Raw genomic sequence first — 21,403 nt, 5'->3', positions numbered from 1 at the left:
CTTAAATATTCACTGCTTTGCCTATTGAGTTGTCCATTGTCCGTCACAGCTGCTATTGATTCCAAGACAGCAGAGACCCCATTGGCGATTACCAACCTAACAAACCGTGATGTTGAAACACAGAATAATCTTCTGGAGATTCAACAAAACAGTAGAAAACGTACCCTTACAGGAACCGTTGTAGATGAAGCAGACGGAACCCCTATCGTCGGAGCGAACATTATTATCAAAGGCTCCAAAACTGGTGTTATCACTGACCTAGACGGACGCTTCTCTATTCCTATTAATGAAAAAGGAGGAACGTTAGAAATCAGTTATATCGGCTATAAGAAACAAAATGTCTATATCACTGATCAAGGTTTTATTAATGTGAAATTAGCCTCCGACAATGAAATGTTAAGTGAAGTCGTCATTGTAGGAGCCGGTACGCAAAAAAAAGTTTCAGTAACAGGGGCGATTACGTCCGTTAAAGGCGCAACTTTAAAAGCTCCAAGTTCTTCGTTAACAAACAGTATTGCAGGAAAACTGGCAGGTGTTGTTTCTACCACCAGCAGTGGAGAACCAGGTTCAACTTCTTCTTTCTATATTCGTGGTATCAGTACATTCGGAGGAGTATCTACACCTTTAATTTTATTGGATGGTGTAGAAATTTCTTCAAGCGACCTGGATCGTATACCTTCCGAATCAATCGAAAGCTTTTCCATATTAAAAGATGCATCTGCGACTGCTATTTATGGTGCCCGTGGTGCAAACGGGGTGATGTTGGTTACTACTAAAGATGGTGAAGTCAATCAACGTGCCAAGATAAATGTAACAGTAGAGGCTTCTTTACAGAAACCTATGAAGTTCGTTGATTATGTAGACGGTGGCACGTGGATGGAAATATATAATGAAGCAGCAACAGCCCGTGACAAAGCTACCCGCTATTCACAGGAGGATATTGATATGACACGTAGCCATCAATATCCCTATCGCTATCCTGATATAGATTGGCAGGACGTAATGTTCAAAAATCAGACATGGAATGAGCGTGCTAATATCAATGTTTCCGGTGGTGGCTCAAAAATAACCTACTATATGAGCATACAAGCCAACCATGATACCGGTATGTTGAATACTCCCAAAACATACTCGTACGACAACAACATCGACCGTTGGAATTATATCTTCCAGAATAACCTGACATACAAGCTAACCTCTACAACAAAAGTAGGCTTAAGAATGAATGCCCAAATCGGTAAACTGAAAGGCCCCAACTATTCAACTACAGATTTATTTGGCGCTGCTCGAGATGTAGCTCCAGTACTTTTCCCGGCAACCTATCCTGCTCAACCGGATGACACGCATATCCGATTCGGTAATGATATTATTTCCGGCTCAGAGTTATATACTAATCCTTATGCCAAAATGTTAAGCTCCTTCAAAGAAGAGAACTATAACACATTGAATACAGTCATGAATATAGAGCAAGGATTAGACTTTGTAACTAAAGGGTTGAAATTAACAGCATTAGTGAATTTCAAAAACTGGGCTTCTTCCAATTTCACTCGCAGTATTGCTCCTTATTATTATCGCATGATGAGCAGTACGTGGGACCCTAATAATCCGGATACATACGAATTGGAGCGTTTAGGAGACTCCGGTGATGACTATATCACAGAAAAAGATAATGGATATAGCTCTAACAGCACATTCTATTTTGATGCACGCTTAGATTACAACCGTACTTTTGGAAGTCACTCTGTATCAGGAATGTTAATGTATATGCAACGTGAAAATCGTTCAGGTGTACGTCCTAACAGATTGCAAGGTTTATCCGGCCGTTTCACCTATGATTATCAACACAAATATTTAGCAGAATTCAACTTCGGTTACAACGGAAGTGAGCGTTTATTGAAAGAGGATCGTTTTGAATTCTTCCCAGCTATGTCTTTAGGTTGGGTTATCAGTGAAGAGAAATTCTGGGAACCCATAAAAAAACAGGTGAACTATTTAAAGCTTCGTGGATCTTACGGTATTGTAGGAAGTGACCAAATGGATGAAGGTGCAGGACATTACCTGTATGTAAGCCAAATCGGCCTTTCAGGTGGAGGATACCATACCGGATTCGATGGCGAATTCACACAAAATGGCCCTTCATTTGGTTCTTTTGGTGTTGAAGATGCTTGCTGGGAACGTGTAAACAAGTTAGACATAGGTGTTGATATAGAATTATTCAACCAACTGAATATCACTTTTGATTATTTCTTTGACCATCGCCATAAGATACTTATGAAACGCGGTTCATGGCCTACCTTATTAGGTTATTTTGGTACAACTCCCTGGAGTAACATTGGTGAGGTAGACAATAAAGGTATAGAACTCAGTTTAAACTGGCACAAAGAGGTTATCAAAGATTTGAATGTAGACCTACGCGCCAACTTTACATACAACAGAAACAAATACGTTTACTATGATGAACCTAATTATGAAGCTGTATGGAAGAAAAAGACCGGGCAACCTCTAAGTATATCATGGGGATATATTTCAGAAGGCTACTTCAAAAATCAAGAAGAAATCGATAATGGTCCGGATCAAAGCGGATTAGGCAGCCAAGTGAAACCTGGTGATATCAAGTATCGCGATGTGAATGGTGATGGAAAAATTAATGATGATGATAAAGTTATGTTGTCTTCCTTCGGTTCCATGCCACGCATCCAATACGGTTTAGGATTGAATCTGACATATAAGAAACTTGATTTTGGTGTATTCTTTAATGGATCGGCTCAACGCAAAATCATGATTAATAACGCAATGACAGAGTTTGGTGAAAGAAATAACAATGTGATGCAGTGGATAGCCGACGACCATTGGTCAATAGATAACCCGAATCCAGATGCAGCTTTCCCAAGATTAGGATTAAGTAACACTGACATTAAGAACAACAAAGAAGCGAGCAGCCACTGGCTACGCAATGGAAACTTTATCCGTTTCAAAACGCTGGAAGTAGGTTATTCATTCCCACATTGCCGTGTTTACTTTAGTGGAGACAACTTGGCTGTATGGAGTCCTTTCAAACTTTGGGATCCAGAACTTAGCTGGAATGCTTATCCATTACAACGCACTTTCAATTTTGGTGTACAATTGAATTTCTAATATGTAATACTTTGATAATATGAAAAAACTTACTATAAAAAAGATTGCACTACGTGCTATTCTACCCCTAAGCATATTCGCATCATGTGACTATCTAGATGTTGTTCCGCCCGAACAACCAGAGACTAAAGATACAATGATTGATGCTACAGACGCCGTCAACTTTATCAACTCTTGCTATATTGCAGTAGAGTCTTGTGCGCCCTTTGTATATTCTACCTACGAATGGTCTGCTGATGAATCCGTAGATCCTCCTTTGTGGAACGGAAATAATCAAAAAACAGCCTGGAACCTATGGTCTTCTACCAATGCTGGTGGTTATTGGGACGGCTATTATAACTATAACGGACATTGTCATATGTTTCTAAACATTCTGGCAGAAAATAATCCACGGGGTGCCACAGATGCTGACAAAGCTCGCTGGAGATCGGAAGCTGAATTTCTAAAAGCCTATTACCACTCCCGGTTATTAGCCATGTATGGCCCTATTCCTATTGTAGACCAGCGCCTTCCTCAATCAACAATGCCTGAAGATATGCCTGGACGCTCACATTATGATTATGTAGTGGACTATATCGTAAAAAAATTAGATGACGCGGTCCCCCATTTACCAGCAGTGGGAAACGCAGATGACTGGGGACGCGCTACTTCCACAGCTGCTAAGGCTATTAAAGGACGTGTGCTTCTCTATGCAGCATCTGATTTATGGAATGGTAAATTCCCATATCCTGATTGGAAGAATACCAACTATGAGACTCCCGGATATGGCAAAGAACTAGTCAGCCATACCTATGATCCACAAAAATGGCAACGTGCATTGGAAGCAAACCTGGACGCTCTGCAATATGCTGAAAACGAAGGAGGACGTTCATTAGTAGACATGAACAATCTTCCACGTACTCTGGCGGACATTCCAAATCCATATATTCCAGGTGTAGATACAAGTACACCGGAAGGTCAAGAATTTGCTAAAAGGGTGTTAATGTTACGTAGTATTTCCAACTCCGATGAAAACGATGGCAACAAAGAAATCATCTGGGGGGTATTCATGCAAGGTGATAATCAATGGATTAATTTTGCGACATGGCCCAAACGTATTTTACAATATAATAATAACTGGATAGACGGTTGGTGTGCTATTTCACCTACCCTCTATAGTGCAGAGCATTTCTATACTAAAAACGGAAAATTGCCAGAAAAAGATCCCGCATTCCCCCAAAAGAATGAGTGGTTCACTTCAGCCAATCTGAGCGACCGCCAGGAAGTCATCAAATTAAATGTAAATCGGGAGCCACGCTTTTACGCAAATCTATCATTTGATGGTGATGATTATTCACCAATCATGTGTGATGGAAGTCCCTTACGTATCAACTTAAGAGACGGCAACAAGCAAGGTTACAATCCAACTCTTTTCAATAGAGACTATACAGTTACAGGATATATCAGTAAAAAATATACTGCCCCCGAAATTCGTATCTCGTCAGTCACAGGTAAGGATAATCGTAAGAACTATGCCAAACCTCTTTTCCGATTGGCCGAACTTTATCTTAATGTAGCTGAATGTTATGCAGCTTTAGAAGACAATAAGAATGCTATTAAATACTTGAACCCTATCCGTAAGCGCGCTGGTGTACGAGAATTAACAGAATCAGACGTGACTAGTGATATGTCTATGATGGATTGGGTACGTAACGAACGTTTCATTGAACTTTGGGGAGAAGGTCATCGTTTCTATGATGTACGCCGTTGGATGATTGCTCCTCAAGTATTGAGAGCTAACGTACGCGAAGGATTAAACGTACAAGGTGCTGGTATGAATCCAAGTTTCAGTGCATTAAATCAGCGCACAGTCATCAATCAACAATTCCAATGGAGTAACCGTATGTATTTATGGCCAATTAAGTCAAATGAAATCTATAATAACCCGCAATTAGTGCAAGCCCCAGAATATTAATACCCTATTAAAGTAACAATAAAATGAAAAAGACAACATATTTATCATTGTTAGCGGGCTGCCTGATTACTTTAGGCGCCTGCGAGGGATCAAAATATGATCTTGAGAATCAGATACCAGAGAAATTTCACAAAATACTATATTTGAGTATCAGTGGTAAACAAGATTTGACACTATATAATACAGACGAAGATAATACATATTCATTTTCTCTTATCAAAGCCGGAAGTGATCCTACTCTAAGTGCCAAAGCAGATATTACCGTAATGACTCAAGAAGAGGTAGACGAGCAATACAGTGATCTGGAAGGTGTAAATTATCAGGTGATTAGCCCCAGTGCTTATTCACTCGATAAGAGTCAGCTGGAATTCTCAGCAGAGGACAGTTACAAGTTGGTTAACTTATCTCTGAAACCCCGAGAAGTTATGGCTGCAATCGCAAGTAACCCTAATGCTATATGGGTACTTCCTTTATATGTCAGCAGTGAAAACGACTCTATTAATGCTACTAAAAATCAATTGTTCTTACAATTGAAAGAAGTTATCACACCTACTATTGGGTTTAAAGATTCGTATGTAAATGTGAAGGCATATACTTATGGGTTAGTTTCCAAGATTTCCGAAAAGGTTCCATTCAAGCTCGACACCAATAATAAATGGGATATAGAGTGCGAATTTGTGGTAGATAATGAATATATCACCCAATACAATAATACCAATGGAACTGTTTTCCAGATACTCCCGGAAAACTCCTACTCATTTGCAAGTTCAATGCCCCTTCCTAATGGGACAACAGAAACAACTCTACTTGTTGAAGTGAAAGGCTCCCAATTGCAACCGGGAGATTATATGTTACCTATCCGTATTAAAAACGTATCTCAATTTGAAATATCCTCTACTAACGCTATATATCCGATGGCTATCCGCATCATGGGAGAACAATTAGATCGTACAGAATGGACAGCGGAAGCTAATACTGAAGAATTAGTCGGTGAGGTACAAAACAATAGCGGACCAGTTGAATGTCTATTAGATGGAAACCTCCAAACCTTCTGGCACTCACAATGGCAAAATGGTTCTCACGCATTACCTCACGAAGTGATCATTGATGTTCAAAAAGAATGTACCTTCACCCAATTTGCCTTGGTACAAAGAGAAGGCTCCAATTATGTAAAAGCAGGTAATTTCCAAGTAAGTTCTGATAAAGCACATTGGGAAACTGTAGGAGATTTCTCTATGAAACAAGAAAGTGGTGCTCAAGTATTCGGTGTGACGCCAACAAAAGGACGTTATTTTAAGATACTGATAACCGAAAGTTATAACGGAAATAACTCAGCACTAGCTGAAGTATATGCATATGGACTTAAATAATGTATAACCAATTTAAAGAAAGTGGGAGATTACAAGATTAGTTTTGTAATATCCCCTTTCTTTAATTAATCCGTTTTATAAAATGAAAAAACTAATAGGACTTTTTATTTGTTTATTTATGCTTTTACCGATTTCATGTAGCGGAGAAGATAACAAACCGATTGAACCACCAACAGACAATCCAGATCCCATCCCAAATCCTGACCCTACTCCGGGAGAAGACGATGAAATTCCACCATCCATCGCCGATAGCTCATTCTATTACTATAATAAAGCATTCTTACTTGAGAAAAACAATAGTAAAGACGGACTTACTTATTATCGAGAAAACCAGACTTCCAACCATTGGGCTTACTTTTGGAATCAAGCCTTGATTATACTAATGGTCGAAGACCGTTACGAATGCCGGAAAGATGAATCTCTAAAGCCACTACTTACCAACCTACTGGATGCTTTCCGTCAACATGAGAAAAATCCCCAAACCAACGATATAATGGACTGGACCTGGAATGACTTCCAAGACGACTTACTATGGGCTGGACTTGCCTTCATACGAGGTTATCAAATCACAGGTAACGAACGATTCTTGGAACAAGCAAAGTGGGACTGGGAATTTCTCTACAACCGTGGATATGATACAGCACTTGGTGGTGGTCTTTGGTGGAGTATTGACAAAGCCGATAAGTCAGGATTAAGCAACAACCCAGCCATATCTATGGCTTGTTACCTTTATGAAGCAACTGGAAACCAAACATATCTGGATCAAGCAAAAGACATTTACAATTGGGTATATACTACACTACGTGAACCGAATGGAGCCGTTGACGAAAAAATCAGCAAAGACGGAGTAAGACCGCGCTCTTATAACGTTTATAATGTAGGAGCCTTTATCGAAGCAGCCAATGCATTATATCGTATAACTAAAAATGAAATTTATGCCCAACATGCTAAAGAATCCATTCAGTTTGTAATGAGAGATAAAGTAGATGAAAACGGAATAATGTCGAAGTGGCATCGCGATGGTACATGGCAATCAGAGTTTGCACGGGGTATGGGATTATTCGTGAAAGATAATAATTTATGGGATTACCAAGCAGACTATACCTCTGAGAGAAAACCAATCACCTACTATGAATGGATGCGTAAGAATGCTATTGCTGCTTGGGAAACACGTGAACGAGTTAACAACATCACCTTTAATGAATGGGCGAAGCAAACGCCGTTAATACCGGAAACAGGAAAAACGTGGACAGCAATGGAAATGGTAAGTGCCGTAGTAATGACACAGGTAACCCCAGATGAGAAACCATAAAATAAAGGATGATATGACAAAAAGATGGAGTTTACTGTTTTGCTTTGCATTTAGCATGCTCTCGACAGCATGCAGCAGTAACGAAGATACACAAAAGCAAAAGCCATCCACCCCAGAAGTGAACGAAGTCGTAGCAAGAGCCCAACAACCGGTCAAGGTTGTTTGTGTAGGCAATAGCATCACAGAGGGATTTGGGAACACCTGCCAGGAAAAAGCCTGGCCGGGACAATTGGGTAAACTGCTAGGAAGCGGTTATACAGTCCTCAATTGTGGTGTGAGTGGTACAACTATGTTCAAAAATAGCGATGCCCCCTATTGGAATACCGACCGTTTTATTAAAGCTAAAGAAGCGAATCCGCAAATCCTGATTATTGCTTTAGGAACAAACGATGCTGATCCCTGGCGTTGGAACCAATTGAAAGAAGAGTTCAAGCCTAACTATCTGGATATGGTAGCAGAATTCAGACAGAATGGAAAAGATCCTATCATCTATGTCTGTCTGGCACCACCTTTGTTCGGACCGGATAAAGCTCCTCAAAACCAAATGGTCGAAACAGAACTCATCCCTCGTGTGAAAGAAATAGCCGGAGAAATCGGAGCGTATATTATCGACTTTCATCAACCATTGCTAGGCGCAAGTAATGAATTCCCGGATAACGTACACCCGGATGATGCCGGCTCTGCTCTTATGGCACAAATTGCGTATAACAAGATAAAGGATGCGCAAGTCATTAAGCCAAACATTTTCGTAACCAAAGGTGAAATAATAAAAGAAAGCATAGCCGTAGTAGAAAAAGGAAGTACAGTCACTTTCAAACCGGAACCGGCAAAAGGTAATTGGAAATGGAACGGACCACAAGGGTTTACCTCTACCGACCGGATTATTAAACTGGAGAATGTACAACGCGGAGGTACGTATACTGCCGTCTACACAGATATGACAGGCAACCGAAGCATTATTAACTTTCTGGTTTCCATCAAGGGCGAACAAGGTAGCACTATTACTCCCCAAGTGCTGGATATGCAGGGAAGATGGGCCAAAAGCAGCTTCATACGCGTTAATCCAGGGGGAAATGTAACTCTTGCACCAGAAGTAGAAAATGAAAAAGAAGGTTCGTGGGCATGGACTGGTCCGGAAAACTTTTTTGCTGGCACACGAGAAGTCCGTTTACAAACTGTACTTCCTACACAAGCCGGCAAATATACTGCTACATATACGGACGATTATGGACGCCAAAGTTCTATAGACTTTACCATAGCAGTGGAAGGAACTACCATCTGTCCTGAATTGATATCTTATATTAATTACGGCGGATGGAAGAACGTTAGTGAAATGGAGGTAAAAGAGGGCGACAGTGTAACCTTCGGACCACATCCATCTAATGGTGACTGGCATTGGGAAGGTCCGGACGGTTTTACTTCCGACCGTCGCGAAGCTACCATTTCCAACTTCAACAGCCAAAAGGCAGGTGAATACATCGGTACATTCACCAACGCTGCCGGATGTCGGGTGGAATTGACCATTACTTTGAAACTAAAGAAATAACAAAGATGAGAAACAACATACTGAATCTGCTTCCCTATACAGGGAAGCAGATTTTTAGCAGACTGACTTTCACTTTTCTAATCGCTGCACAAAGTATAGCAGCACGCAATGTAGAAATTACTCAATTTGGTGCCGTAGGAGATGCGGCAACACTAAATACGAAAGCACTACAAATGGCTATCGACACCTGTGCCGAAACCGGAGGTGGCGAAGTAACAATACCACCGGGAACATATATTACGGGGACAATCTACCTACGCAGCAACGTAGAATTGCATCTTTGTCGTGGCTCCATTATCCGAGGTAGTTATCGCAATCCGGAAGACTACCCTACCCGCTCTCTCATTGTAGCAGATAGCATTGAAAATGCAGGTATCTCCGGGTCAGGCATCATTGACGGTAATGCACGACATCCTGAATTTCAGAAGAATTATCGCCTCAACGACGGCAAACGTCCTTATGCCATTTACTACAAAGATTGCAAAAGAATGTCTCTGCGTGATATAGAAGTGCGAGATGCCGCAGGATGGACCATACGTTTGTTCCGTTGTGATGGAGTGATTGTAGACGGGATTTCTATATTTTCCCTTTCCATGGGAAACAATGACGGCATTGACGTAGATGCACGAAATGTCAATATCACTAATTGCCACATTGAATGCGATGATGATGGTATTTGTCTGAAAAGTGATGATCCTAATTTCATGGTAGAAAATATCACAGTGACCAATTGTATCATCGCATCCAATTGTAACCCGATCAAGTTTGGCACAGCTTCATGGGCAGGTTTCCGCAATATTACGTTTTCCAATTGCGTGATCCGTCCGACTACGGAAAGTAATATCTGGGACTGGTCAAAAGAATACCGCCATATAGCTCCAGAAACTCATACCGGATTATCCGGAATTGCTATTGAATCTGTAGACGGAGGCATCATAGAGCAGGTGACTTTCAATAATATCAGTATGGAGGGCATTATTACGCCGATTTTCATTTGTCTGAATCATCGTCGAATGAACCAACATAGTGGTCAATCTGGAATTATCCGCAATTTATTGTTCAGCAACATTACAGCAAAAGCCGAAGGCATTATCCCCACCCTAATCGCTGGCACACCTACCGGACGTATCACGGATATTACCTTACGTGATATTACCGTAGAACATGCTGGGGGTGAGAAAGCCATGATCAAATCTCTTCCGGAAAATTTGAAAGGATATCCGGAAAATCGTATGTATGGCAAAGAAAACCCGGCTGGCGGACTTTATATCCGTCACGCAGATAATATTCTAATAGAAAACTTCCGCATCCGACAACGTAACACAGACGAACGCCCATCTGTTTTTCTTGATGATGCAACTGATATACATATAGAAAAATTGCAATCAACAGGTTCCATAGCCAAGAAGATGATAGAACATTCTAAATGCAGTAACATAACCATTGATGGAAGGGTAGTAAAATAAACTAATCACATCAGTATTTGTGACATTTCTGTACAGACTAACGACATCTTAAATAAAATAGATACTAATGTCACAAAATAACAATAAGTAATTGCTTCTATATACTACTTTTGTAACAGTATAATAGAAAACACCTTCAAAAGTATTATCATGAACAAACATTTATTACTAGCTCTAACACTCTGTGCATCCTTGCATGGTTACGGACAAAAGATGCATCAGTTAACATCTCCAGACGGTAACATACAAGTTTCAATAAACATCTCTGATAAAATCTATTACGATATAGTCTGTCAGAAAGATACATTGCTGAAACAATGTAACCTTCAAATGCAATTAGGGGATGAAGAAGCCGGAAACCATCCAAAACTAATAAAGGCGAACAGAAAAAGCATTAACGAATCACTAAAACCGATCATTGCCCTAAAGCATTCAACGGTCTCTAATAAATACAACCAACTCCAGTTGAAGTTTAAAGGAGATTATTCGGTAGAATTCCGCGCCTTCGACGATGGCATCGCTTATCGCTTCATTACCAACAAAAAAGGAATGATTGAAGTTGGTAACGAAATATTCCAAGTAAACTTTCCCGAGAACTATCTGTTGCACATGCAGCAACCGGGAGGATTTAAAACAGCTTATGAGGAAGAGTATCGTCATGTACAGAGCCAAGAGTGGAAAGCGACCGGTTCAATGGCTCTCCTTCCTCTGCTGATTGATACACGTAAAGATTATAAGATTCTAATCAGCGAATCTGCATTGGCCGATTATCCTGCACTTTTCCTGAAAAGTAATGACCGGAACGGAATGTTATCCGTATTTCCCAAGGTACCTCTTGAATTCGGAGAAGATGGAGACCGTAGTCTTAAGATTCTAAAAGAAGCAAATTATATAGCTAAAACCAATGGACAACGTTGCTTCCCCTGGCGTTACTTCGTCATTACCAAAGATGACGGACAGCTGATAGAAAACACCATGACCTATAAACTGGCCGATAAGAACGTATTGGAAGATACCTCCTGGATTAAACCCGGACTAGCTAGTTGGGAGTGGTGGAACGGTGCTACGCCTTATGGGCAAGATGTAGACTTCGTAGCAGGCTGTAATCTGGATACTTATAAATATTTTATCGACTTTGCCGCTCATTACGGAATCCCCTATATAATCATGGACGAAGGTTGGGCTAAATCAACAAGAGATCCCTATACTCCCAATCCGAAAGTGGATTTACATGAACTAATCCGCTATGGTAAAGAAAAAAATGTAGGTATCGTGCTTTGGTTGACATGGCTGGCAGTAGAAAACAACTTCAATCTATTCGAAACATTCGAAAAATGGGGAGTGAAAGGCATAAAGATTGATTTCATGGACAGAAGCGACCAATGGATGGTGAATTATTATGAAAGAGTAGCTAAAGAAGCAGCCAAGCATCACTTGTTTATCGACTTTCATGGTTCCTTTAAACCGTCCGGGCTAGAATATAAGTACCCGAATGTGCTCTCTTATGAAGGTGTAAGGGGAATGGAACAAATGGGAGGATGCCGTCCTGATAATAGTGTCTATTTCCCTTTTATAAGAAACGCAGTGGGACCGATGGATTATACACCGGGTGCCATGCTTAGTATGCAACCGGAAATTTATCGTTCTGAACGTCCTAACTCTGCCAGTATAGGTACACGTGCCTATCAGATGGCGCTGTTCGTTCTCTTCGAAAGTGGAATCCAAATGATGGCAGATAATCCGACACTGTACTACCGCAATGACGAATGCACGCGTTTCATCACTCAAGTACCACAAACCTGGGATGAAACCATTGCTTTGGCAGCTAAAGTCGGAGAATATGCCATTGTAGCCAAACGCAAAGGAGATAAATGGTTTATCGGAGGCATGACGAATAACCAAGAACAACAAAGAGAATTTGAATTGGATACAGACTTTCTGAAAGAAGGGCAAACCTATCAAATGACTTCTTTTGAGGATGGAAAAAATGCGAACCGTCAAGCTATGGATTACCAGAAAAATGAACGTACCCTCAAAAAAGGAGACAAAATATCGATCCGCCTGGCACGCAATGGCGGCTTTGCAGCGATTATTGAATCATTTAATAACTAATATCTATTTATGAGAAGAAAAACAATCTCCAGTGCACTAATTGCACTTTTACTCACGCCTTTAACTGTCAATGCGCAGAAAGAAGGACGTCCTGAATGGGATAATGAATACATCTCAGGAGTTAATAAAGAAGAGGCTTGCCAAATCGCCATTCCCTTTGCCGATGAACAGCAAGCCACCACATCAGTAACCGAAGAGTCACCCTACTACATGACCCTAAACGGTACCTGGAAATTTCATTGGGTAGCCGATCCCAAAGACAGGCCACAGGAGTTTTATCAACCCGGTTATGATGTAAGCCAATGGGACAATATCAAAGTACCCGCAACCTGGCAAATCGAAGCTGTACGCAATAACAAAAACTGGGACAAACCATTATACTGTAATACCATTTATCCTTTCTGCGATTGGAGACATGTGCAATGGCCTAACGTTATCCAGCCCCGTCCGGCAGACTACACCTTTGCTTCTATGCCTAATCCGGTAGGTAGCTACCGCCGGGAGTTCACTTTACCCGATTCTTGGAAAGGAAGAGATGTATTTATTCGCTTCAACGGTGTAGAGGCAGGTTTCTACATCTGGGTAAACGGTAAGAAGGTAGGATATTCGGAAGACAGTTATCTACCTGCCGAATTTAACTTGACCCCCTATCTGAAACCGGGCAAAAATGTGTTGGCAGTAGAAGTATACCGCTTCACAGATGGTAGTTATCTGGAGTGTCAGGATTTCTGGCGTTTCAGTGGTATTTTCAGAGATGTGTTTGTATGGTCTGCTCCCCAAACACAGATCAGAGATTTCTTCTTCCGTACAGACCTGGATCAAGCATATAAAAATGCAACAGTATCTCTGGATGTTACAATTACCGGTAAAAAGAGCAACAGCGAAATCCTTGCAAAAATTACCACTTTAGACGGTAAAGAGATCACAACGCAATCCATGCAGGCCAAAATGGGTACAAACAAAATGCAGTTTGAAGTGTCCAATCCACTGAAATGGACAGCAGAAACTCCCAATCTGTATAATCTGACCCTCTCATTAAAACAAAAAGGTAAAACCGTTGATATCCGCAGCATAAAAGTCGGTTTCCGTAAGATTGAATTCACCAAAGACGGACAAATGCTGATTAATGGAAAATCAACCTTATTCAAAGGAGTGGACAGACATGACAATAGTCCTCTGAATGGTCGAACCGTTTCGAAAGAAGAAATGGAGAAAGACGTGCAATTGATGAAGTCATTGAACATAAATGCCGTACGTACTTCACATTATCCCAACAATCCTTATTTCTATGATTTATGTGATAAATATGGTATCTATGTTATGGCTGAAGCGAATGTGGAATGCCACGGATTGATGGAATTGTCCAGTGAACCGTCCTGGAAGAAATCCTTTACGGAACGTAATGAGAACCAGGTAAAAAGATATAAGAACCACGCTTCCATCGTAATGTGGTCGATGGGTAACGAGTCAGGAAACGGAACCAACTTCCAGTCGGCTGTATCAGCAGTCAAGGCATTGGACAACACCCGTCCTACGCACTATGAAGGAAACAGTTCTTTCTGCGACGTAACCAGTACGATGTACTCTGACGTACAATGGTTGGAAGGCGTAGGAAAAGAACGTCTTGAAAAAGCACAGAAAGGCGAAACCGTAAAACCGCACGTAGTTTGTGAATATGCCCATGCCATGGGAAATGCAATCGGTAACTTCAAGGAATATTGGGAAACATACGAACGTTATCCGGCACTTCTCGGTGGTTTTATCTGGGACTGGATAGACCAAGGTATCCAGATGCCAACACCTGATGGTAAAGGTTATTATATGGCTGTAGGAGGAGATTTTGGCGACAAGCCGAATGATGGTAACTTCTGTACAAACGGAGTCATCTTTGCCGACCGTACTCTTTCTGCCAAATCTTATGAAGTAAAGAAAATACATCAGCCAATCAGCGTTACAGCTGAAGGTAACGGAAACTATAAAATAACCAATAAAAGATTTCATGCAGGCTTAAATGATCTTTATGGAAGATATGAGATTAAAGAAGACGGAAAAGTGATTCTGTCTGGAAATCTGGAAGAACTGGACCTGGACGCACAGGAAAGTAAAACCATCACGATCTCCGACGCACAAGTGAAAAAGGTGCCGGGAGCCGAATATTTCATCAATTTCAGCTTCCGTCTGAAGAACGATACAGACTGGGAAAAAGCCGGTTATGAAGTAGCATCGGAACAGTTTAAACTATCTGACAGTGCCAAACCTATATTTGAAGCAGGTAAAGGAAAAATCAGCTTGACCGAAACCAATGATGCGTACATCGTGAAGGGCCAGAACTTCGAGGCAACCTTCTCACAGAAAACAGGAACTCTTTCTGCCTATACGCTCAACGGAGTATCTTTAATCAGCAAGGGACTAGAACTAAACGTATTCCGCGCTCCTACCGATAACGACAGACAGATAGATGGAGACTGGCAACGCAAAGGATTGTGTAACATGCTTTCGGAAGCTGGTAAATGGGAAGTGAAACAGGAAGACAACAAGGTAATCCTGCAAATCAAAACTACATATAGAAGTAAAATTGGTTTCGACTTTGAAACAGAAATGGAATATTCTGTGGCCCCTGATGGCTCTATTCTGGTGAATAGTACCATTGTTCCGGCTGTAAACGGAGAAATCATTCCACGTGTGGGTTACCGTATGGAATTGCCTGAAGGTTTCGAACGGATGCGTTGGTATGGCCGTGGACCATTAGAGAACTATGTAGACCGTAAAGACGCTACTTATGTAGGTGTATATGAAGACCTGGTATCCAATCAGTGGGTAAATTACATCAAACCACAGGAAATGGGTAATCATGAAGATATACGCTGGATATCAGTCACCAACTTCGACGGTATGGGATTTGTTTTTGTAGCCGGAGATCAGATGTCAGCTTCTGCTATGCATGTAAGGGCAGAGGACATGGTAGACTCCACCAATCTTAGAAAACTGGTACACAAGTACGAAATACCAATGCGCAAAGAAACAGTTCTTTGTCTGGATGCCAAACATCGTCCATTGGGGAATGGTAGCTGTGGCCCGGGCCCGATGAGAAAATACGAGCTCCTCTCCCAACCTACAGTATTCAGTTTTATCATGATGCCGTTGGAAAGAAGTTATATGCAAGATGAGCTGATGAAAAAGGCACGTGTGCAAATGCCGGTATGTATGCCTGTTTTGATAGATAGAGACAACAACGGATACCTGCAATTAAAGACTAATACCCCAGATGCTACGATCTATTATAGCTTGAATGGTGGAGAATTCACAACTTATACAACTCCTATTGAGTTTATCTCAGGTGGAAAAGTACAGGCATACGCAACCTCTGAAAAATTAGGGAAAAGCTTGACAACGTCTGTGGAATTTCCTATATATGTAGACCGTTCTTCATGGAAGATTGTATCGGTTAGCAGTGAAAACAATGGTGAAGAAGCGCGTAATGCTATTGATGGTGATCCAACTACCATCTGGCACAGCCGTTGGTCGTCACCGGTAGCCAAGCATCCACATGAGATCGTGGTAGATATGGCTTCTCTGCTTGAAGTGGATAAGTTCATCTATACTCCACGTAATTCTGCTAACGGACGCATCAAAGATTATGAACTTTATTTCAGTAAGGATGGTAAAAACTGGGAAGGCAAGGTAAAAGGTGCTTTTGCCAATTCATCCTCCACACAAGTGGTTACACTGAAAGAACCGATTACAGCCCGCTATTTCAAGCTCATTGCCTTATCAGAAATAAGTGGCAGAGATTGGGCTTCGGCTGCTGAACTAAACGTAAATATCACCAGAAACCTGTCGGGCGTATCTGAAGGCAAACAACGTGTAGTTTATGTAGACAGTGATGCGGATAATAGTATGAAATTTGCAGCTGACGGTGATATCAACACTTATTGGCGCACTGTACACAACCAATACTATCTGGCACCTTATCCACACGAGATACAAGTATCACTCCCTAAGGAAGCTAAGGTAAAAGGTATTAAGTATACTCCACGACAAGATTCTGCCGAAGGACGAATCGCAAAATATGAGATATACCTTAGTCGTGACGGAAAAGAATGGAGTAAAGCTATTGCTTCAGGAACTTTTAAGAATTCCAAAGAAACACAAATGGTAGAATTTACCCCGCAACAAGCACGTTATGTGAAACTTCAGGCATTATCCGCAGCAGACGGTGGTAAGCAAGCCGCTGTATCAGAGCTGGAAATCCTGACAGCCGAATAGTATGATATCGGTCAACTTGCGCAAGGATTTTTCTTCCTTGCGCAAGCTTGTCAAAGCTCCTATTACTTCTCTTATAAAGTATTAATAGAAAAGTTGTTTGGTATTAGAGACAAAGTTACTTTGCTCTAATACCAAACTTTTTCTTGACCTACCGTAAACTATAAATGCAAGTTTTGTTTTTATAAACGCAAGTTGCAATTATAAAAACAAAGCTTGCATTTATATAATCAGAACTTTCATTTATAGTTTGTTCTTAATCAAAAGCAACTTAGCCATTAAGGGAAAGGAAGTTTGCAATAAGGAGATAACAACTTTTCTATTAATAGATTGAGGGAAGGATAAAGAGACCCTTCACCTATCCTTATATCTTTTATGAATCAAGGATTTGGTGAAGGGTAGACAATACAAACAACTACACGAAAACTGTTTTTCTTTTACTAAAATACAGCAAATTCATAGATTCGTGTATCTTTTCCATTGGCAGCCTGTACGGGTTGGGTAACCAATAGACGTAAATAACGCACCTTTTCAGTTTTACTTAAAGATCGATTGATTACGTTTTGCTTATTACCGGTTACAAAATCCAATGTACGCCATTCCTCATTCGGATTATTCTTAGCTTGCAGGAAGCAATTGCTCGTTATGTAAGAATAGCTTTCCTGGGCAGCATTAATCATTCTCCACCCACTGATTTCTTTCTCTTCCCCCAAATCAAAGTCAACATAATTAGGGAGCATAGAGATATCACACCATTTAGTATTCTCATCTCCGTCGATGAGAGAAGCCGGTTTCTCTTTATCATTAGCATATCCCGTACACGTTATGATATGTTCCGGTCGCAACAAATTAACCTTTAGTTCTGCTGTTTCCGATATGCATTTATTCTCCTTATTTGCAGTGTGGAACAAAGTAGATACTGCTTTAGCAGGAGCATAAGGTTCATCTACAAGCGTAGCGGCAAAGATGACAATATTCTTGTTGTCAGGCAGAACCACTTCAGTAGCTCCGGCAGGAATATGAATGGCAAATTTAAACATATAAGTAAATTCATAAGCATGATCGCCTATGGTAGAGTGGCGGTGTGTACCGATATAGGCTACTTCCGCATCTTGCAAATACCCCTGTGTATGCCCTGTATGCTCCCATTGGCCGATAAAGCCGGTATAAGACGGTACTATGATTTCCTGACGGTTCTTACCCACAAGAAATGCACCTTGAGCATCCTTCTCGGCAGTTGCCGCAGCAGCGAGAATATACAAACGGTTATAAGTATGCCCGGCAGGCAATTTCAACGTGTTTCCATTGCATGCCATACCATTCATTTCCTCTTTCGTCTCCAAGCGGAAAGGAATACGATTAACAGTCATTTCAGCAGGAATCAATTCTGCTGCGTAAGAATAGCCTGACTCAAAATTGGCTTCTCCACAAAACTCATTCCAACTAAAGCATTTGTGATTATAGTCAAGAGGAAGTTGTTCGAATTTCATCCGGTCTTTCTTACCAGTGCTTAAACGAAGCTTGTAAGTCTTGATACTGTTAGGCTGGATAGCAACCTCCAGCTGATTGCCTTTAAAAACTGCACTACCAAGACTTTTTTCTGTTCCGTCCGCCTCATCAGCACTTATTATAGTACCAGCAAAAGTAAGTACCGCATTCTGTGGTGAATTGCCTCCAGTTTCATATACACGTACGACATACTCGTCCGAACTTTCCGCCTTCTTCAAAGCTTTGATAACGACGTTATCATTGTTTGAAGAAACAAAGGAAAATGTTTTGCCCAAAGTGCCTGAATGTTTCTCTGCTGTAAAAGCCTTAATGCGCTGATTCAGCACTTCGGCTTCCTTAACGATTTGCGCTTTATCCAAAGCACCAATATGAGGTATCAGGCTATAGGTAAAAGTATGATAACCTAAATCCTGACGATCCTGATAAGAATAGTGTTCGACTGTTTTAGGAGTATGGAGTAATGTCAGACGCAACGTATTATTATCAGGTTTATCCCAACCATATTTACTGTCATTCATGATAGAGACACCATATTTACCTGTATTATCAGTTAAATCGGCCCAATATTGCGCATAAACCTCATAAGCAGTCAGCGTATTATTACCTCTCTGAACACTACCAATGCCAAGATCATAAGTAGCTTTCTCATTATCAAGATTCAAAGGGAATTCTGCTTTCAAAAGAGCATTAGAAGACTGCCAATCGACTTCGTTATAAAAATCGATACGATCAGCCAGTTCGCCTTCGTAAAGGCGGATATATTGGCGGAATAATGATTTGCCATGACGCTTCTCCACACAGATAGTTTTGCGCAAAGCCCCATCTTCAATGATATTCATCTTCACATCTTCCGTTATGGAAACAGGGGTACTGTCAATTGTCTTTTTCATGATTTCCCATGCGGGCCAGTGATAGGATTCGTTATCTGTAAAAAGAGCCAGACGAATTGATTTTCCGGTCTTTATCAGTTCTTTATTATTCTTCTTATCAAATAAAGAGGTGATATCTCCATACTTATTCAACGAGATCTTATAAACAGAATTCTCTAAAACAGTAGCAGCAACAGATGAGGCTTCTTGCTCCCGGGAGCCAGAAAGACGAATATCATAAACGGCATATCCCGTAGGAGGTACAGTTGCTTCCACTAGCAGATTCATCTTCCCATCCTGGTAAGAAAGTAATTGAGAGGCTACTTTTTTACCTGCCGCATCATAGACACTAACACCTTTCGGTAACTTGGACGTTTCAATTGACACTTCCACAATATCCGTCACAGGAAAACCCAATGCATTATAAAAGACCACAGGAATCCCTTTGACACGGGTATCCAACTTCTCGGAAACAGCCCCAACAGAAGTAGTCAGTATTCCGGAGAACTGTTTCAGCGAAAGAAGTTCGTCATTCCAAGAGAACTCATAAGCACGGGGAATACTCGTACCAGTAAGGTCGTCATGAAATTGATGGAAAATAAAACGCTTCCACGATTCAGTCAGGCTATTTCCCGGATAGTCGGCTATACCAAGCCAGTCTGCCGCAAGAGCAGCTCTTTCCGCAGCATCTCCCAATAATTCATTCTGTCTATTGTAAAGTTTCATGGCGGCTTGTGAGGTGTAGCATCCTGTTCCATGTACATCCATCAATAGTTCACCATTAAACACAGGCAATTCAGGATGTTTATCATAAGGAAGATAGTCTTTAAACAGTTGGTCACTAGTTGCACTGATTACTTTCAATGGCCCATTTCCTTTAATCCCTTTCTCCACAGAGCTGACAGATCCCAGTGAAGGAGAACCACCCGTATCACCTGTACCATAATAACGATATACCGTATTTAAAGGCGTATGTCCGGTCAGATTCAATAATTCCTCATTCGCGGACAAGTCTACGTTATTCCAACGTTTACCATAGTCATATCCATGCGCAAGCATAATGGAAGAACCATCCACTCCTTGCCAGACTCCAATCGTGAAAGGATGTTTACTTTTGCCATAAAAAGGATTGGTACGCCAATCCAGCTTCTGCGAAGAGAAACCGATAAGACCACAATGTTTGGCTATCGTTGGCAGTGTCCAGCCAAAGCCAAAACAGTCCGGAAGGAAAATATCAGTACTCTCTACTCCAAACTCTTGCCGGTAATATTCTTGCCCTAGCAAAATATTACGGATAGATGATTCGATAGAAGGCACCAGCACGTCCGACGCCTCCCAACTGCTACCACTAACGTGCCAGCGTCCCGAATGAATGAATGTTTTAAGCTCTTCATATTGGGCAGGATAATATTCTTTCATCCATGAATATTTCACTCCTCCTTCAAAATTAAAAATATAGTCGGGATACTTCTTTAGCAAAAACAAGTTGCGTGATAAGGTATTCCAAACATATTCTTTGATAGTGGTTTGTAGATCCCAATTCCATTGAGTATCCAAATGGGCATCTGCCACCATGTAGGCCGTCGCCTTCTTTTCCGGCCTCATCTCTTGTGCACATACATTGCCCGCGTCAAGTAGTACAAAAGCTAATAAGATAGTTGATAATTTCATAAGTAAAACTTCTATTATAATTGAATGTTAGTTTTTTTTGCCTGGAAACAAAGATAGGCAGGTCTATGTAAAAAAGACTATATATTTATGCCAGAAAAGTAAGCAAATGCCCCTATGGCTATTATACGGACTAAAATGTCAGAAAATCATAATCCCTTTTTCCATTTTTTCCTGTCATATTGTATGATTATTCTTT

The 21,403-nt window shown here is 40.9% G+C and carries 9 protein-coding genes; 8 read left to right on the top strand and 1 reads right to left on the bottom strand.

All coding sequences use genetic code 11. The annotated features are described in order from the left end of the window. Positions 1-81: 81 nt before the first annotated feature. The 8 genes from ACT8YW_RS10870 (at position 82) to ACT8YW_RS10835 (ending at position 17,161) form a co-directional block, all read left to right on the top strand. Positions 82-3,135 carry a SusC/RagA family TonB-linked outer membrane protein gene (locus ACT8YW_RS10870; protein WP_444104900.1) on the top strand — a complete coding sequence of 1,018 codons (3,054 nt, stop codon included), beginning with the start codon at positions 82-84 and terminating at the stop codon, positions 3,133-3,135. A 19-nt stretch (positions 3,136-3,154) separates the two neighbouring features. After that, positions 3,155-5,089, top strand: coding sequence for a RagB/SusD family nutrient uptake outer membrane protein (locus ACT8YW_RS10865; RefSeq protein WP_444104899.1), 1,935 nt, complete (start codon positions 3,155-3,157; stop codon positions 5,087-5,089). A 23-nt stretch (positions 5,090-5,112) separates the two neighbouring features. Beyond that, positions 5,113-6,459, top strand: coding sequence for a BT_3987 domain-containing protein (locus tag ACT8YW_RS10860; protein ID WP_444104898.1), 1,347 nt, complete (start codon positions 5,113-5,115; stop codon positions 6,457-6,459). 82 nt (positions 6,460-6,541) lie between these two features. After that, positions 6,542-7,771 carry a glycoside hydrolase family 76 protein gene (locus tag ACT8YW_RS10855; RefSeq protein ID WP_444104897.1) on the top strand — a complete coding sequence of 410 codons (1,230 nt, stop codon included), beginning with the start codon at positions 6,542-6,544 and terminating at the stop codon, positions 7,769-7,771. Between the two features lie 13 nt (positions 7,772-7,784). Next, the gene (locus ACT8YW_RS10850; protein WP_444104896.1) at positions 7,785-9,317 is read left to right on the top strand and encodes a GDSL-type esterase/lipase family protein; all 1,533 of its coding nucleotides are present in this window, start codon (positions 7,785-7,787) and stop codon (positions 9,315-9,317) included. 5 nt (positions 9,318-9,322) lie between these two features. Continuing rightward, positions 9,323-10,783, top strand: a complete 1,461-nt coding sequence (locus ACT8YW_RS10845; protein WP_444104895.1) for a glycoside hydrolase family 28 protein — start codon at positions 9,323-9,325, stop codon at positions 10,781-10,783. Between the two features lie 150 nt (positions 10,784-10,933). Further along, positions 10,934-12,895 carry a glycoside hydrolase family 97 protein gene (locus ACT8YW_RS10840; RefSeq protein WP_444104894.1) on the top strand — a complete coding sequence of 654 codons (1,962 nt, stop codon included), beginning with the start codon at positions 10,934-10,936 and terminating at the stop codon, positions 12,893-12,895. 9 nt (positions 12,896-12,904) lie between these two features. After that, positions 12,905-17,161 (top strand): glycoside hydrolase family 2 TIM barrel-domain containing protein, encoded by a 4,257-nt coding sequence (locus tag ACT8YW_RS10835; RefSeq protein ID WP_444104893.1) that lies wholly within the window; start codon positions 12,905-12,907, stop codon positions 17,159-17,161. 437 nt (positions 17,162-17,598) lie between these two features. Here the strand turns inward: ACT8YW_RS10835 and ACT8YW_RS10830 are convergent, their stop codons facing one another. Next, entirely contained in the window at positions 17,599-21,207 is a 3,609-nt protein-coding gene (locus ACT8YW_RS10830; protein ID WP_444104892.1) for a glycoside hydrolase family 38 N-terminal domain-containing protein, read from the bottom strand. Between the last annotated feature and the right edge of the window lie 196 nt (positions 21,208-21,403).

This window comes from Bacteroides sp. (assembly GCF_052357945.1).
Lineage (GTDB): Bacteria > Bacteroidota > Bacteroidia > Bacteroidales > Bacteroidaceae > Bacteroides.
Note: the sequence above shows the minus strand (reverse complement) of the source record. Positions and strands in the feature narration are given on the sequence as shown.